This is a genomic window from Corallococcus silvisoli, assembly GCF_009909145.1.
GTDB lineage: Bacteria > Myxococcota > Myxococcia > Myxococcales > Myxococcaceae > Corallococcus > Corallococcus silvisoli.
Window position 1 is genome coordinate 126,794 of the sequence record NZ_JAAAPJ010000009.1, and the last position, 15,629, is coordinate 142,422.

General features: G+C 70.1%; 12 protein-coding genes. 10 read left to right on the top strand and 2 right to left on the bottom strand.

The genetic code is table 11. The features are described 5' to 3' along the window. The first annotated feature begins 23 nt into the window (after positions 1-23). The 10 genes from GTY96_RS19285 (at position 24) to GTY96_RS19330 (ending at position 11,574) form a co-directional block, all read left to right on the top strand. On the top strand, positions 24-605 hold the full coding sequence (locus GTY96_RS19285; RefSeq protein WP_143904651.1) for a hypothetical protein: 582 nt from the start codon (positions 24-26) through the stop codon (positions 603-605). Between the two features lie 85 nt (positions 606-690). Then, the gene (gene tssK / locus GTY96_RS19290) at positions 691-1,941 is read left to right on the top strand and encodes a type VI secretion system baseplate subunit TssK (protein ID WP_143904650.1); all 1,251 of its coding nucleotides are present in this window, start codon (positions 691-693) and stop codon (positions 1,939-1,941) included. 5 nt (positions 1,942-1,946) lie between these two features. Then, positions 1,947-2,336 (top strand): GPW/gp25 family protein, encoded by a 390-nt coding sequence (locus GTY96_RS19295; RefSeq protein ID WP_143904649.1) that lies wholly within the window; start codon positions 1,947-1,949, stop codon positions 2,334-2,336. Beyond that, the gene (locus GTY96_RS19300) at positions 2,336-4,000 is read left to right on the top strand and encodes a hypothetical protein (protein ID WP_143904648.1); all 1,665 of its coding nucleotides are present in this window, start codon (positions 2,336-2,338) and stop codon (positions 3,998-4,000) included. Before GTY96_RS19295 ends, GTY96_RS19300 begins: the two co-directional genes overlap by 1 nt. 13 nt (positions 4,001-4,013) lie before the next feature. Continuing rightward, positions 4,014-4,616: a hypothetical protein gene (locus tag GTY96_RS19305; protein WP_143904647.1), complete on the top strand. Its 603-nt coding sequence runs from the start codon at positions 4,014-4,016 to the stop codon at positions 4,614-4,616. A gap of 37 nt (positions 4,617-4,653) precedes the next feature. After that, on the top strand, positions 4,654-6,300 hold the full coding sequence (locus tag GTY96_RS19310) for a type VI secretion system baseplate subunit TssF (RefSeq protein ID WP_143904646.1): 1,647 nt from the start codon (positions 4,654-4,656) through the stop codon (positions 6,298-6,300). Positions 6,301-6,357: 57 nt separating this feature from the next. Beyond that, on the top strand, positions 6,358-6,954 hold the full coding sequence (locus GTY96_RS19315; protein WP_328700943.1) for a DotU family type IV/VI secretion system protein: 597 nt from the start codon (positions 6,358-6,360) through the stop codon (positions 6,952-6,954). Further along, positions 6,951-7,259 carry a hypothetical protein gene (locus GTY96_RS19320; RefSeq protein ID WP_235685720.1) on the top strand — a complete coding sequence of 103 codons (309 nt, stop codon included), beginning with the start codon at positions 6,951-6,953 and terminating at the stop codon, positions 7,257-7,259. The genes GTY96_RS19315 and GTY96_RS19320 overlap by 4 nt, the downstream gene beginning before the upstream one ends. Positions 7,260-7,261: 2 nt before the next feature. Beyond that, positions 7,262-11,077, top strand: coding sequence for a type VI secretion IcmF C-terminal domain-containing protein (locus tag GTY96_RS19325; protein WP_143904644.1), 3,816 nt, complete (start codon positions 7,262-7,264; stop codon positions 11,075-11,077). Beyond that, the gene (locus GTY96_RS19330; RefSeq protein ID WP_143904643.1) at positions 11,074-11,574 is read left to right on the top strand and encodes a type VI secretion lipoprotein TssJ; all 501 of its coding nucleotides are present in this window, start codon (positions 11,074-11,076) and stop codon (positions 11,572-11,574) included. The genes GTY96_RS19325 and GTY96_RS19330 overlap by 4 nt, the downstream gene beginning before the upstream one ends. 9 nt (positions 11,575-11,583) lie before the next feature. Here the strand turns inward: GTY96_RS19330 and GTY96_RS19335 are convergent, their stop codons facing one another. Beyond that, on the bottom strand, positions 11,584-13,707 hold the full coding sequence (locus tag GTY96_RS19335; RefSeq protein WP_161665480.1) for a hypothetical protein: 2,124 nt from the start codon (positions 13,705-13,707) through the stop codon (positions 11,584-11,586). After that, positions 13,704-15,629, bottom strand: coding sequence for a hypothetical protein (locus tag GTY96_RS19340; protein WP_161665481.1), 1,926 nt, complete (start codon positions 15,627-15,629; stop codon positions 13,704-13,706). The genes GTY96_RS19335 and GTY96_RS19340 overlap by 4 nt, the downstream gene beginning before the upstream one ends.

The following is a 15,629-nucleotide window of genomic DNA, read 5'->3' on the forward strand; positions in this document are numbered from 1 at the left end:
GCCCCTCAACCCTGGAGTGACAGATGCCCCAGTTTTCGCGCAGCCTGGACGTGTATCAGGGCTTCAACTTCAAGAAGGACAAGCAGACCCCTGTGGGCTACATCACCGCCATCAGCATCGGCGGCGTGCCCCTGACGGCGGACCAGGAGACCATCAAGGATCCTGAGAACCCGGACGCGGCCATCGCGGACAAGGTCGTCGCCGTCCTCAACCACTACCTCTGGGATACGGGCGTCACGGACGCCATGTACTTCTCCGGCCAGGTGTCGGTGGCGAACAAGCAGAAGGTGGCGGAGATGCTGCTGGGCAAGTTCAGCAACATCGAGGTCGTCTTCAAGTACGTCGTCTACGAGTACGACCCCATCGGGAAGAAGTACTTCAAGTCGAACTTCCTCGACGCGGAGATGAAGGGCCTGCTCGAGAAGAACGGCGACGAGCTGAACATGTCCGTCGCGGACAACGAGTCCCGCGAGGTCCAGTCGCCCAAGAACTACACGTTCCAGATCGGCGTCAAGCCGCAGGCGACCGAGCAGTCGCTGAACCTGGCCACGTCCTCGACGAAGAAGTTGGCCAAGAAGTGGGGCGTCACCGAGACGGCCAGCTAGCATCGGCCGTCGGTCTCCGTCCCGCGCCCGGGCCGGGAGCAAACTCGCTCCCGGCCTTCTGGCGGGCGGAAGGAAAGCAAGGCGCATGCAGCGGTACAAGCTGGCACGGGTCCGCTGGCACGTCGGACAGACGCTCCTCCCCGAGCACTTCATCGCGCAGGAGGACGCGCTGGACGCGGAGATCCGCCTCCACGCCACGCTGTCCGGCCTGCCGTCCTACGGGGTCGCGAACCTCGCGTGGAACGAGTCGCTCCTGCTGGGCGGCAGCCTGTCCATCTCCGCGCTCACCGTCGTCACCAAGTCGGGGGAGCTGCTGGACGTGCCCGGCAACGCGGTCATCGCGCCGCTGTCGCTGGACGCCATCGGCAAGTCGGAGTTCATCATCTACCTGCACGTGCTGAAGGAGACCGTCAGCGCGGAGGGCATCCGCCTGTACGCGGATGATCCGCCGGTGCTCCAGCGCGTGCTCAACAAGCTGCAGCTGTCCTCGGAGCCGGTGCTGGACGGGGCGGTGGCGTCCTTCGGCCTGGCCGCGGTGTCACAGGACGAGGACGGCGCGTGGCGCACGTCCCCGGACTGGGTGCCGGCGCTGCTGCTCGTGGGGCCCAACCCCTTCCTGGAGAAGCTGCTCGGCACGCTGGATGACCTGTTGGATCAGGTGCGCCAGCAGCTGCTCACGCACATCTCGGACACGTACCTGCGCACGGACCGGCTCACCAACGCGCGCCGGGCGCTCTTCGAAGTCCAGCGGCTGATCGCGCTGCGCCGGGACATGTTCCGGCAGGTGTACGTGCACCCGTACCACCTGTTCGACGGGCTGCGCCGGCTGTACTTCGAGGCGTGCTGCTACCTGGAGATGCTCCCGGACGAGCAGATGCCGGTGTACCAGCACGAGGACCTGGCCCAGGGCCTGGGCGGGTGGATCCGCCTGCTCACCCGCAGCTTCCAGCCAGAGGCCACGCGCTCCACGCACAAGGCCTTCCAGGTGAAGGACGGCCAGTTCCTCCTGTCCCCGCTGCCCCCGGAGATCCGCTCCGCCAGCGAGGCGTACCTGCTGGTCCAGCGCACCCAGCCCGGGGAGCGCACGCCGCTGGACGGCGTGAAGCTGGCCAGCCCCACGCGGCTGCCGCTGGTGCGCCGTCAGGCCTTGAAGGGCGTGCCCTTCACCCACGTGCCGTATCCGTCCTTCCCGCATGCGCTGGGGCCGGAGATCGACTGGTACCTGCTGGGCAGCGGCGAGGAGTGGCAGCACGCGCTGCGCGAGGACGGCGTGGCCTTCTACGTGACGCCCGCGCTGCGGGGCGCCCAGACGTCGCTGTTCTGGCGGAGGAGCTGATCGCCATGGCGCGCGCACCCTTCCTGGACAAGTTCGCGGCCCGCGCCCAACGCCCCAACGTGCGCGACAGCCTGGAACACGTGATGCGCAACATCGAGGCCGTGCTCAACACGAAGAAGGGCTACGGCTTCTTCATGCACGACTTCGGCCTGGGCGGGTACACGGAGAAGCTGGGCACGCGCGAGCTGGTGGAGGCGCTCACCGCCGAAATCCAGAACGAGGTGGCCCGGCACGAGCCCCGGCTGGTGGGCCCGGAGGTGAAGCTGCGCGGCCGGGACAGCTCGCTGTGGCTGCACTTCGACTGCAGGGGCGCCTTCGACGGACAGCCGTGTCACCTGCGCCTGCTGTTCCACGCCACCACCGGCCGGGTGCGCGTGCAGGCGGAGGACGTCTGATGGCGGCCCACGCGGAGCGCCTGGACCTGTCGCTCACGCTCACGCTCGGCGGGACGGCGCACGTCATCGCCCCGGCGGACATCCTGGCCTTCGAGCTGGACCTGCACGGCTGGGGGCACGAGGGGAGGGTGGAGTTCCGCGTCCTCGACGAGACGGCGCACGGCGGCCAGAAGCAGGACAAGGTGCTGGCGGACTTCCTCAAGCCGGACCTGGTGGAGGTGGCGCTGGAGCTGAAGGCCGTGCACTCCGACACGGCGACGAAGCCCACCTTCACGTCGCTGAAGGTCAAGGGGCTGGGGCTGGACAAGGCGCTGAGCGAGGAGACCGTCGCCCAGGCGAAGGGCGCGGGCATCACCTACCGGCACTACACCGTGCGCTTCGTGGACCCCGCGCGGCTCCTGTGGACCCAGCACTACCCGTGCGTGCTCTACACCCAGAAGACGCTCCAGGACGTGCTGGACGCGCACAAGGGCGACAAGATCTCGCTCGCCAATGACTGGGACGCGAAGCTCGGGGCCACGCTCCCGCTCATCTTCCTGGGCCTGTCACCCGAGTCCGGGGCCAGCTTCTACGACTTCGTCGTCTGGTTCGTGCACACGCAGAACGGCGTGCTGGCGTACGACTACACCGCGCAGGGCTACCAGCTGCGCGCGGCGAAGGACGCCACCGGCACGCCGCTCCCCCTGCGCGCGGAGGACGTGGACCGCGTGACGGTGGTGTTCCCGGAGGTGGCGCGTCACGACGTGGCCATCCTCAACGCCGCCGCGGAGAGCCCCAAGAACCAGGCCATCACCAACGCCCAGGCCGTCACCGGCGTCCGCCAGGACGTGCTCCTGCGCACGGACATCGCGGACGACGTCCAGTCCCGCGTGACGCTGGAGACCGCCCGCCTCAAGGTGCGCGGCCTGGAGGTGGAGCTGGACTGGAACCGCTTCCCGCCGGTGGCCTTCGCGCCGGGCGCGCTGGTGAAGCTGCCCTCCACGTCCGGGTGGATGGCGGCGGGCGTGCCCTCCACGGACACCTTCCGGGTGCGCCGGATGAGCCTGCGCGCGGAGCCGCTGCCCCCGGACGACCCGGCAGGGGAGGGGGACGAGGGCGCGCGGCGGCCCTCGCCGGACAGCCGCTACCTCTTCAGCTTCACCACGCGGCTGGAGAAGAAGGACGAGCCGCACGTGGACCTGCCGCCCTTCACGGCGCCGGTGTACCCGCGCTTCGTGGAGGGCCTCGTCGTCAGCGAGGTGGGCGAGCAGAAGGACGAGACCTGGCAGGCGTACACCGACGACGCCACCTCGCTGGACAGCTACAAGGTCAAGCTGCCGCTCTTCGCGAACCAGATCGTCCAGGTGCCCTTCAACGCGAACCTGTTGCCCGGGCACTTCTACTTCCCGGCCTACAAGGGCGCGCGGGTGCTGGTGGCGCTGGACTTCCTGCGCGCGTGGCTCAAGCGCCACCTGGACTGGCGGGCGGGCGCGCGGCTGCCCTCGGACGGGCAGGGCGTGCACCTGCTCGTCGGCAAGACCACGACGAACGGCACGTCCATGCGGCACTTCTATGACGACAACAAGCCGCTGTTCCGGCTCATGCGCACGAACGCCAGCGACACGGAGAAGATCGAACTGAAGGAAGGCTCGCTGCTCATCCTGGTGAAGGAAGAGTCCGCTTGAGGCGGGAGGTCTGATGGGCACGCTGGTTTGCAAGATCGAACTGGACAAGGAGAAGGGCATCACCGTCCAGGTCGACAACGCGGATGACCAAATCACCCAGACCATCGTGATGGATGGCACCAGCATCACCATCAAGGTGAAGGGCTCCTCGGAGACGAGCACCATCGTCCAGAAGCAGGACAGCATCGTCGTCACGGTGAAGGACCTGACGTTCGACACGGACACCCTCACGATGAAGTCCAAGGGCGTGTCGAAGTGGACCAGCCAGGACACGCTCACGGTGGAGAGCACCAAGGACATGACGCTCAAGACGAGCGCGAAGCTCACGCAGACGGCCACCAGCGACGCGAAGCTGTCCTCCAGCGCCAACGTGAACATCGAGGCCACGTCCAAGCTGGCCATGAAGGGCAACATGGGCGCGGAGATGGTGACCTCCGGCGGCGAGGCGAAGGTGGATGGCGTGACGCTGAAGCTGGCGGGCAAGACGCAGGCGGAGATGTCCGGCGCGATGACCAAGGTGTCCGGCTCCGGCAAGCTGGACCTGGAGAGCTCCGGCATGGCCAACCTGAAGGGCTCCATCACCAGCGTGGGCGGCGCGCTGGTGAAGTTGGGCTGAAGCACATGGGCACGGACGTACGGCGGGAGAGCGGGCGGTGAAGGATTTCTCGGAGAAGATCTACCTCGATTTCTTGTCGGAGCTGGACGGGCTGGAGCGCTTCCGGCAGCGCTTCCAGGAGCGCCATCCGGCGGCGCCGCTGGACCGCGAGGATCCGGACGTGCGGCGCCTCATCGAAGCGATGGCGTTCTTCTCCGTGCAGACGCGGCACGCCACGCTCCACAACCTGCGCTCCACCTGGCGCCGCCTCTTCGCGGGCTTCTTCGACTTCCTCCTGGAGCCCGTGCCCGCCGCCGCCATGGCGCAGGCCGTGCCCACGGAGAAGATGGTGGAGCCGGTGCTCCTCACCCGGGGCACGGAGCTGCGGCTGACGCCCGCGGAAGGGGTGGCGGGGTCCTTCCGGCTCCAGCGCGACCTGCGCGTGCTGCCCATCTTCCTCAAGGGCACGGACGTGGTGCCGCAGGTGCGCAGCGGCCACCGGCTGATCCTCCGCTTCGAGTCCCGCTTCGCGCGCAAGGACCCCATCGACCTGCTCAGCCTGCACGTGCGGCACCTGGACGACTACCGCTCGTCGCTGGCGGTGTTCCACGCGCTGCGCAAGCACCTGAAGCAGGTGAGCGTGGTGTACGACGAGTCCGCGGACGAGCACTCCGTGGGCAGCCCCTGCGAGGTGTCCTTCAACCGCGATCCCCCCGCGCCGGACGACAGCGCCGTCTACGCGCACCCGTTCCAGCGGCTGCGCGCCTTCTTCCAGTTCCCGGAGCAGCAGCTCTTCGTGCACGTGAAGGTGCCGCCGCCGCGCGGCAGCTCGTGGATGAAGTTCTGCCTCTGCCTGGACCTGGACAAGGACTGGACGGTGGGGCGGTCGCTGCACCCGGACTTCTTCCAGCTCTTCACCGTCCCGGTGGTGAACCTCAAGGCGGAGCCCGCCCAGGTGGTCGTGGCGGACGGCACACGCGCGGAGCACCCCATTCTCAGCATGAGCGCGGGGCGCGAGTTCAGCCTGCACTCCGTGACGGGCGTCTTCGAGATGACCAAGGCGGGCCTGTCTCCGCTCCGGCCGGCCTTCCTGCCCGGCAAGGGGCCCAGCTACGAGGTGGACGAGACCTTCGACGAGAAGCTCACCTCCCGGCAGAGCCTCATCGTGCGCATGCCGGAGGCGTTCACCGCGCCGCGCAAGATCGTGCTGGAGGCGCTGTGGCACCAGCCGCAGTTCTCCGCGCAGGCGGCGGGCAGGGTGGAGGTGTCCGTCCCAGGCAGGCACATCGAGGGCTTGAAGTGGCAGACGGTGGGCGGCCTCCAGCCCCACCGCGACAGCGTGCTACGGGATGATGTCGAGGCGTTGACGCAGTTCCTCGCGTGGAAGGCGAAGGCCACCCTGGGCAGGGACGAGGTGGTCGCCTTGCTCGGTCATCTGGGGACCCCCGCGGAGAGCCCCTTCCGCCGCGTCCTCCCCTGGCTCAAGGAGCTGAAGTTCAGCGTGGTGCCCGACAGCGCGCTGAAGGGTTCGGGGATCCGCCACGCGTACGAAGCCGTGATGGAGCCCTTCGACCTGAGCTTCGAGCCCGTCGTCGTCTGCTTTCTTGAGCAGCTGCGAGACCTGCTGGATGCTTGGAACAATGAGGCATCAGTGGAATTGCGAGCCTCGGTGGCGGGATTGGGGCCGCTACAGCTTCCGACGTAACCACCCACGCGCATGAAACTGGAGCATTGGAACTCACTTCTGGCCGCGCAGCGACGCGTGCGCCAGCTCCTCGACCGGGCTCTGCCCGCCGAGCCCGCCCCGGGTGCGCGCCGGCCGCAGAGCCGCGTGGGACAGGAGGCGCTGGGCCACCTGGAGCAGGCGCTGCTGGTGGAGCTGGAGCTGTTGCGCGCCACGTTCGGCGCGGACCTGCGGCCGGACGAAGTGGAGGACCTGATCCGCCCGTTCGTCTTCTTCCTGGATGAGTGGGTGCTCCGGCGGCTGTCGGACGCGGAGCAACAGCTCTGGCCGCTCCTGCAGCAGAACCTGTTCCAGGTCGACTCCGGCGGAGACCTCTTCTACGACTTCATGGAAGAGAAGTTGCGCCGCAATGACACGCCACCCATCGTCTTCGAGATGATCCGCTTCTGCCTGGCCGCGGGCTTCACCGGCCGCCTCGTGGGTCAGCCGGAGCGCATCCGCGAGGTCAAGGACCGCATCTCCGACCGCATCCCGCAGCCCGCCACCGTGCCGCAGCCCGCGCCCGCGGTGCCGCAGGGCGCGCCCACCGTCTACGACTTCCCGGTGCACTACTACGCCGTGACGGCCCTCATCGTCCTGGGCCTGCCTGTCCTGCTCTGGTGGGTCTCCAATTGAGGCCCTTCCCGACACGCGACGGCCGCCCACCCGCGGCGCCCCCGCCCAGGCCGCTGGCGCTTCTGGACGTGCTGGAGCGGCAGGTGGGCGCGGAGCTGGGAGCGCTGAGCGAGGGCGTGAAGCCGCTGCTGGATTCGGTGCGTGAGGGGCTGACGGTGCTGGATCCGCCCGGGGACGGGATGCTGCCGTCGCCCCAGGAGCAGGAGAAGCTGCGCGCGAAGCTGACGTCCGCGCTGGAAGAGGCCGAGGACGTGCTGGAGGCGCTTCAACTCGCCGCGCGCCAGGGCGGACGGGGAAGCGACTGACCGTGGGCGCGCTCCAGTCCATCCTCGCATCCCTGAAGGCCCACTGGGTGCTCGTCCTGGGCGTCGTGGTGGCGCTCACCGCCATCGGCGTGGGCGCGACGGTCTGGTGGCGCAAGCGGCGCGACCCGGCGGCGCGCGCGGGCAGCCAGAAGCCGCTCACGTCCGGGCAGCTGCTCGCCATCCGCAAGACGTTCCTGAGCCGGCTCCCGTGGCGCTACCGCGCGTCCGTGCGGGACTTCCCCACGCTGGTGGTGCTGGGGCCCGCGGGCAGCGGCAAGTCGAAGCTCATCGAGACGGAGGTGGACTGGAAGCGGCAGGAGCGCCAGTTCCTGCCCAGCTACACCGACGACCCGTTGCTCGAGATGTTCCTGGGCCCCGAGGTCGTCGTGCAGGAGGTGTCCGCGCCCGTCCTGGAGGACGACTCGCGCCACGCCCGCATCGCGCTGCGCAAGCTGTGGAAGGCCACCTTCGGCCGCCGGCACGTGGGCCGCGTCGTCATCGTCCTGAAGGCGAAGTGGCTGCTGGAGACGAGCCCGGATGAGGTGAAGCGCGTCACCCAGCTGCTGCGCGGCAAGGTGAACCTGCTGGCGGAGGTGTGCCAGGCGTCGGTGGAGACGCGCCTGGCCCTCACGCACATGGATGAGCTGGAGGGCTACGCGGACTTCGCGCAGCTGCTGCGCAAGCACGGCGTGCCCCTGGAGCTGGCCGTGCCCCCGCCCGGCAGGGAAGGGGAGCTGGCGCACGCGCTCCAGCCCATGGAGAAGTACCTGGCGCTGGGCCTGACGTCGCTGGCGCCGGACGCCTTCGAGCGGCTGGCGGCGTTCTACGCGCGCGGCGGCGAGGCGTTCGCGGTGCTGGGCCGCTTCGTGTCCACGCTGGTGGAGAGCGGGTCGCTGGCGTTCCCGCTGAAGCTCGAGCGCGTGTATCTGTCGTCGCCCGCGCAGGACGCTCGCGCGGCGGGCGCCCTGGCGGTGCACGCGGACCAGCCGGTGGACAAGCTCATCGCGCGCTACCGCTGGACGCACCTGCGCCGGTGCGCGGCCATCGTCGCGGTGGGGTGCCTTCCGGTCATCCTGGCCTACGCCCACTTCTACCGGCTGCTGATGCGCGCGCAGGACAAGCTGGACGCGTTCCAGGTCACGGTGCAGCGGCTGGAGGAACGCAACCAGAGCGTGTCCGGCTCCGTGGTGGAGGCGCAGACCACCGAGGCGGTGAGGGCCATGGAGGACCTCTGGGGCGCCACGCGCTACTGGCCTCCCCTGGAGCACAGCTTCACGGACGAGTGGGAGGAGCTGCGCGCGCGGCTCGCTCGCAGCATCCGGATGTCCTACCTGAAGCCGATGCTGGAGAAGTGTCAGGACCAGTGTCGGCGGTGCCCGGGCCGGATCCCCGGCTGTCAGCCGGCGCCCAGCTTCAGCAACCGCGCCACGCGCGCCATGCCCCTGGCCGCCACGCCGGAGCACGAGAGCTGCCACCAGGAGTCGCTCTGCCGGCCCGAGCAGGCGCTCTACACGCTGGGCGTGCTCTACGCCTCGCGCAACGAGAACCTGGGCCAGTTCGTGCTGCGCAGCGTGCACGGGACGCACAAGAAGCAGCTGAAGTGGACGTCGGAGGCCTTCGGCATGAGCCTGGGAGGCGAGGCTTCCGAGCCCAACTGGCTGGACGCCATGGGGCTCGCGGAGCCGATGATCGCCAACTACGTCATCGCCAGTGACAAGCCCTTCGACGAGAACGTCCCCTGGACGCGCTGGCCCTTCGTGTGGCTGACGCTGGACGGCCTGCTGGGCCCGTGGCGCGAGCACTTCATGCAGCTGCAGGACGTGCTGGCCGCCAAGGAGCTGGACCTGGTCCGGTGGCAGGCCCTGCGCGCCGACCGCGAGCACCTGCGGGACTCGCTGGAGCAGAGCGCGCCCTTCAGCTCCGCGCGGCAGGTGATGGACCTCATCAACGCCTCGGACGCGGAGCCGGACGCCAGCCAGCTCAAGGGCGTGGGCAGCCTGCTGGAGTCGCTGGACTGGATGCGCCAGAACCGCCAGGCGCTGGAGTCCATCCTGCGCATGGAGGACGAGGCGGACACCGCCCTGCGCGCCGCCTCCCGGATGACGCCCGCGGAGCTGCTGACCCGCGCGGACGGCCTCTTCGCCCCCAGTGACGGCGACGCCCGCTACTCGGTGGAGGTGCTCAAGCGCGACTTCGAGTTCCGCCCGGTGGACGTCTCCCGGCAGCTGCTGGACAAGGTGCTGCGCGCGCTGAAGGAGACGGGCCGCTCGCCGTTCGACGGCAACGTCTTCAACCCGCGCACCGGGGAGACGACCTCCGAGGTCGCCAACGAAGGGGCAGGGGACGACGACACCGAGTTCACCAGCGGGCAGGCCCCGGTGGTGGGCCGCGTGCTGGGCAAGGCCGCCTTCGACGCGCAGCTGAGCCCGCTGGTGGATGAGTTCACCGAGCGGCTCGCCAAGTCGCGGCTGTCGCGCGAGGAGGCCGTGGAGCGGGCGACCTTCGTGCAGGGCAAGGTGCAGGCGTTCGCGAAGCGCTACGGACAGGACCTCTACGCCAGCTACCGCGGCTACCGCTTCCGCACCACGCCCCGGGGCTCCCTGGCCAGCGACCTGTCCGCGCTGCTCCAGCCGTCCTCCGCGCTGGAGGCCATGCTGCGCGACGTGGCGGTCCGCGCCGGCGTGGGCCCGCTGGAGAGCGAGTACTACGCCCCGATGCGCGACGCGGTGGCGCCCTTCAAGCCGGTGGTGCAGCTGATGACGCCGGACAAGAGCGGCGCGCTCGTGGAGCTGTCGGCCTACACCACGCTGGTGTCGCAGCTGCAGCAGGAGCTGTCCGGCGTGAAGCCCGCGCCGGTGAAGCCCGCCGCCCCCAAGGAGGGCGCGGCGCCCGCGGGCGCGACGGCGTCCTCGGGGGGTTCGCAGCTCGCGGAGATGCTGTCGCCGGTGGGCCGGGTGGCGCTGAGCATGCTGCTGGAGGAGGAGGACTCGTACCTGCGCCGGGTGGACGCGTGGCTGGATCAGCACGGCCTGGTGGGTGAGTTCCGGCTGCCGTTCCGTCAGCCCTTCATCGTCGTGCGCAACCGGGGCCGGACGGAGCTGGAGCGCGTCCTCGCGGAGCAGTGGGCGTACCAGTCCCGCCGCACGCTGGAGCCGCTGCTCAAGCGCTACCCGTTCAACCCCAGCGCGTCGCAGGAAGTGGATCCGGTGGAGCTGGAGGTCCTGCGGCGCAAGGACGGGGCCTTCTGGCAGTTCGTCACGCAGGTGCTGTCGCCAGTGGTGGAGGAGCGCGGGACGGACTGGTCCCTGCGCTGGCCCTTGAAGTCGCGGCTGCTCCTGCCGCCGCGCATGCTGACGGCGCTGGGACAGACCGGCCGCCTGTCGCGCTTACTGTGGGACGACGAGGGCAAGCCCCGGCCCATCGCGATGCAGGTGCGGCCCCTGCCGCTGCCCTCGGCGCCCACGCCGGACAGCTTCGTCACGCTGTCGTACCTGAAGTGCGGCGGGGCGGCGTCGTTCGGGTTCAACCAGCGGCCGGCGTGGGGGGACTTCCCGCTGAGCTGGTGGAGCCCGCAGCCGTCGTCCATCGGCGTGGAGCTGCGCTCGCCCTCGCGCGACGGCAAGCGCTACCGCTCCATGGAGATGTCCGAGTCCTCGTGGAACTGCTTCCGGCTGCTGGAGTCCGCCACGATGACGGACCAGTCGAACGTGGTGTGGGTGCTGCCGGGCCGGGGCCTGGCGGCGAACGAGAAGGTGCTGGAGATCAGCTTCGGGCTGCGCGGTGAGCCGTGGGCGCCATTCCGTGGGGTGGTGCCATGAAGGGCGGGGTCGTGAGGCTGGCGGCGGGACTCGTGACGGCGGTGGTGGTGGGCAGCTGCGCGGCGCCCAGCCTGACGGTGAACGTCAAGGCGCCCGCGGGCACCAACCAGGGCCGGCCGCTGTACATGCTGGTCCGCACGGTGTCGAAGACGACGATGACGGAGGGCTACGCGGACGTCGCGGCCAAGGTCATCAGCCCGGACGACTCCGTGTTGCAGACGGTGGTCATCTACCCCAGCCGCACGAAGCAGGTGAAGATCCCCCTGCCACCGGAGCAGGCCGTGGCGGTGAGCTTCCTGTTCACCACGCCCAACGGCGCGTGGCAGGCGCTGCTGGACGTGCCCGTGCCCCGGTCGGTGGACATCGAGCTGCAGGAGAGCCGCATCCGCACGGACCTGCCGCAGCACATGTCCGCCCAGGAAGCCGCGCCGGCCGTGCCCGAAGCCCCCAAGGCGCCGAAGGCCCCGGAGCCTCCGACCTTCGCCAGCCCCAAGTAGGCCGCCGCCTCAGGTGGCGAGCGCGTCCAGCCGAGGCCCCAGCGCCTGGAGCGCGGACGTCACCCGCCCGTTCGCGGCGCCCACGGGCTTCGCGAAGGCCCCCGCCTGGAGCTGGGCGCCAATCGCGTCGAGCGGGGACAGGAGCTGCGGCTTCGACGTGGTGGCGTTGGTCGTGACGGCGTCCACCTGCGCCTGCGCCCCCGTCTTCAGTCCCTCCGCGCGCTGCTTGAGGGCGGCCAGGGCCTTGTCCACCTGGGACATGAGCGACGTCTCCGCGCTGGCGCGGGCCGTCTCCAGCGACTTCAGCGCGGCCGTCGTGGAGGTGTTCGTGGAGTTCAGGTGCGCATCCAGCTGGCCCTTCGCGGACGTCACCTGGCCTTCGGCCGTGTCGCGCGTCGTCTGCATGGCCTGCACCGCCGCGTCGATGCCGGAGCCCACCTGGGCCTCCAGGGCCTGGAGGCGCTGAGGCACCTGCGTGTCCAGGGGCGTCACCCGGGCGGCCACCTGCTGCTTCATGGCCTGGATCTGCTGCACGCCCTGCGTCTTCACGGTGTCGATCTGCGTCACCGCCGCGGCGAGGATCCGCCCCACCTGCGCGCTGGCCTGTTCGATGCCCTGGAGGATGGACTGGGTCAGCGTGCCCATCTGTGACACGACCTGCTCCGTGGCCGTGTCGATCTGCGTCTGCGCCTGGGTCTGCACCGTCTCCACCTGGGAGACGATGGTCTTCTGCACCGTCTGGAGCTGGGTGCCGACCTGGGAGGAGAGGGTGCCCAGCTGCGTGGTGATCTGCCCCACCACCTGGCTGATGCCCTGCACCGCGGGGTTCACCAGCGGCTTGGGCAGGTCCGCCGCGGGGATGGCCTCCAGGAGCCCCATGGCGCGCTCCAGCAGCGCCTCCAGGGAGCCGACGAGCTGCTGGAAGAGGGTCTGGAGCTGCTCCAGCTTCTGGGGCAGGAGCTCGAACAGCGCCATCACCTGCTGCTTGAGGGCGCTGATGCTCGCCACCAACGTGTCCAGCGTGGCGAAGGCCGCCTCCAGGGTCTGCTTGAGCGGCGCCTTGACGGACTCCACCGCCGTGAGCGCGCCCTGCACCAGCCCGTCGAGGGTGGTGCTCACCTGGGTGATGGCGCCCTCGATGTTCTTCTGCACCTGCTCGATGAGCTGCTCCACCGCCGTGAGCTGCGCCGTGACGCTGGTCACCTGACCGCCCACCGTCTTGCCCAGCGCGTCGAGCGTCCCGGCCGCCTGCGTCTTGCCCGCCGTCAGCGACGGGGACACCTGGGTGTCCAGCGGATCCACGATGCCGGCCGCCGCCACGGCCGCCGCCTTCACCTGGGACGCCAGCGTCTTGCGCTGCGTCTCCAGCGCGGCCTGCTGTTGCTGGTGGGCGTCCTTCGTCGTCTTGCCCGCCTTGACGATCTCCTCATGCAGCGCCGTCAGCGCGCGGACCGGATCGTTCACCACGCCGTCCAGCGCGGACGACAGCTGCGTGCTCCGCGCGGTGGCGGAGTCACGAGCGGCGGCCAGACGCACCAGCACCGCGGACAGGGCCGCCGCGATCGTCGTCCCCACGCCCTGGAGGTCCTCCGTGAGCCCCGAGCGCGTCTGGTCGATGAGCGCGTACCCCTGCGCGCGGCGCGCGTCCGTGTCCGCCTTGGATCCCTTGCGCTGGGCGAGCTTCGCGTCGAAGGACTGCTTGTCCGCGTCACACCGCTGGGCCACCTGCTGCTGGATCGCGGTGAGCTGTCCCTGCGACGACTCGGCGGAGGCCTTCGCCTGGGCCTCCAGCCCCTGGCTCTTCGCCGTGGCCTCCTTGCCCAACGACTCCGCCGACGTGCGCGCCTTCGTGCTCGCGGCGGTCAGCGCCTGCTGGTGGCCCTGCACCTCCGCGGCCAGTGCCTGGAAGCGGGAGGAGGGGTCCGCCACCGTCACGTTGACCGCGTTCACCTGGGTGAGCAGCTTGCCCAGCGTCCCGTCGACGGTGGGGCGCAGCGCGGCGACCTGCTCCACCACGCCCTGGACTAGGGCCTCCACCTCGCCCTTCGCGGTGGTGAGGCGCGGCGTGATTCCCGAGCCGAAGCCCTGCACGGTCGCCTTGTGCTTCGCCACGGTGGCGCGCAGCTCGTTCATTTCAACCCCGCCAGCGCGGCCTTGGCTTCGGAGGCGGAGGCGGAGAGCGCGCCCGCCTGTCCATCCAGCGCGTTGAGCGCGCCCGTCAGCTTCGCGCGGGACTCGGCGGCCTGGGCCTTCACCTTGGCCTCCGCCGCGGCGAGGGCCGCGCCCGTCTCCTCCGTCGCCGCGTTCAGCTTCGCGTTCACCTCCGCGGTGGACGCCTTGTAGGCCGCCGTCGCGTCGCCCACCGCGCCCTCCACGCCCGCGGTGAGGTCGCCCTTGGCCGTCTCCACCTGCGGCGTCACGTCATACGTGGGCGTGGTCGCCACGCCGCCGGGGTTCTCCTTCGTCTGGATGAGGAGGTGGCCCTCGGAGAGGCGGATGATCTCCGTGTCGTTGGAGTTCACCCGTCCCAGGTTCCACACCGGCTTGTTGTCCTGGAAGTCGTGCGTCAGCGCCGTCTGGTTCGCGCCGTTCTTGCCGAAGAGGATCTGATCGCCCTGGCTGTCCTGGGGCATGCGCACGCCGTCCCCCCAGTCCAGGAAGCGGTGCAGCTCCGCGTACTCGAAGTGGAGCGCGATGAGCGCCCGCTCGTTCTTGTACGGAGGGAAGTAGAACGTCCCCGGGAACAGGCCGGGCTCCGCCGGCACGCTCACCGTCTTGTTCCACAGCGGCACCGTCACCCGGTAGTTCGTCACCGACGTCTTCGCGTCGTCCACCTGGAGGTAGATGCGATCCGTGGCCTCGCCGCCGGGGCTGTGCACCTTGCCCTCGACATAGATGGGGTAGCGGGGCGGGCGGTACGCGGGCAGCGCCGGCACCGGATCCGACTTCTGCTCCAGCAGCACGGACAGCGTGACCTCGTAGCCCGCCGTCGCCTCCTGCTGTCCGTCATGCGGGCCGGCCTGGAGGCCCGCGCCTTCGAAGGACAGCTCCGCCACGCGCAGGTCCTCGCCCAGTCCCACCAGGTCAGGGCTCCACAGGGGCCCGTCCAGTTTGATCAGCGAGCCCGGATGCAGGGCCACCGGCGGCACGTCGAGGAACGTCAGCCGCAGGCGCCGCTTGCGCACGCGCAGGCGCTCCTTCTCCAGCGACTGGCGCTGCTCCGCCTCCGCCGCGATGGGCGTGCGCACCAGCACGTCGTGCTGGATGCCCGCCACCGCTTGCGCCTGCTCCAACGCCACCGTCGTCGCCCCGGCACCGAAGCCGTTGAGCACCCGCGTGCCGTGGCGGATGACCGGCGGCAGCTCCACGTCCACGCGCTCCACGTGCCTGCGGCTGAGCGCCGTCACGGAGCCCGCCGCCGGCTTCTTCGCGGAGAAGGTGTACGTGTCCGTGGGGCTGTCGTACGTCAGCACTCCGCCGCGCGTGTCCACGTACCAGATGACGAAGTCGTAGAAGCTCGCGGACGGGACGTCCTCCCCGATGCCCAGGCACACCAACGCCTGCCTGGCGTCCAGCGCATCCCAGTCGTACGCGAGCAGCAGGCCGCCCGGCTTGTGCGCGTCCAGCAGCTCCGACAGCTTCTTCGCCGTGTGCAGCTCCACGGGGCGGTGCTGCGTCCAGAGCACCCGCGCCGGGTCCTCGAACGTCACCGTGTACTGGCGGAAGGCCACGGCTACGGAGTCCTTGTGGCCGTGCGCGGTGCCGCTCACGCGCTTCTCCGTCACGATGCCCTGCACCAGGAGCGGCGTGGGCGGCGGGTCGTACACCCCCGACAGGGCCAGGCGCACCCGCACCAGGTCCGGCTTGCTGAACGCGGTGAAGAGCGCCGCGTCCGCCTTCTCCAGCGACGTCCAGAACGACAGCGTGCAGCGGAAGCCGGTGGGCGTCATCCGCAGCGAGAAGTCCCGCACCTGTCCGCCGGGAATCGGGAACGCCTGCTCGCCCGCGGTGACGGTCAGCTCCAGCTTCAGCTTTTCGGAGAAGGGGAGCGTCAT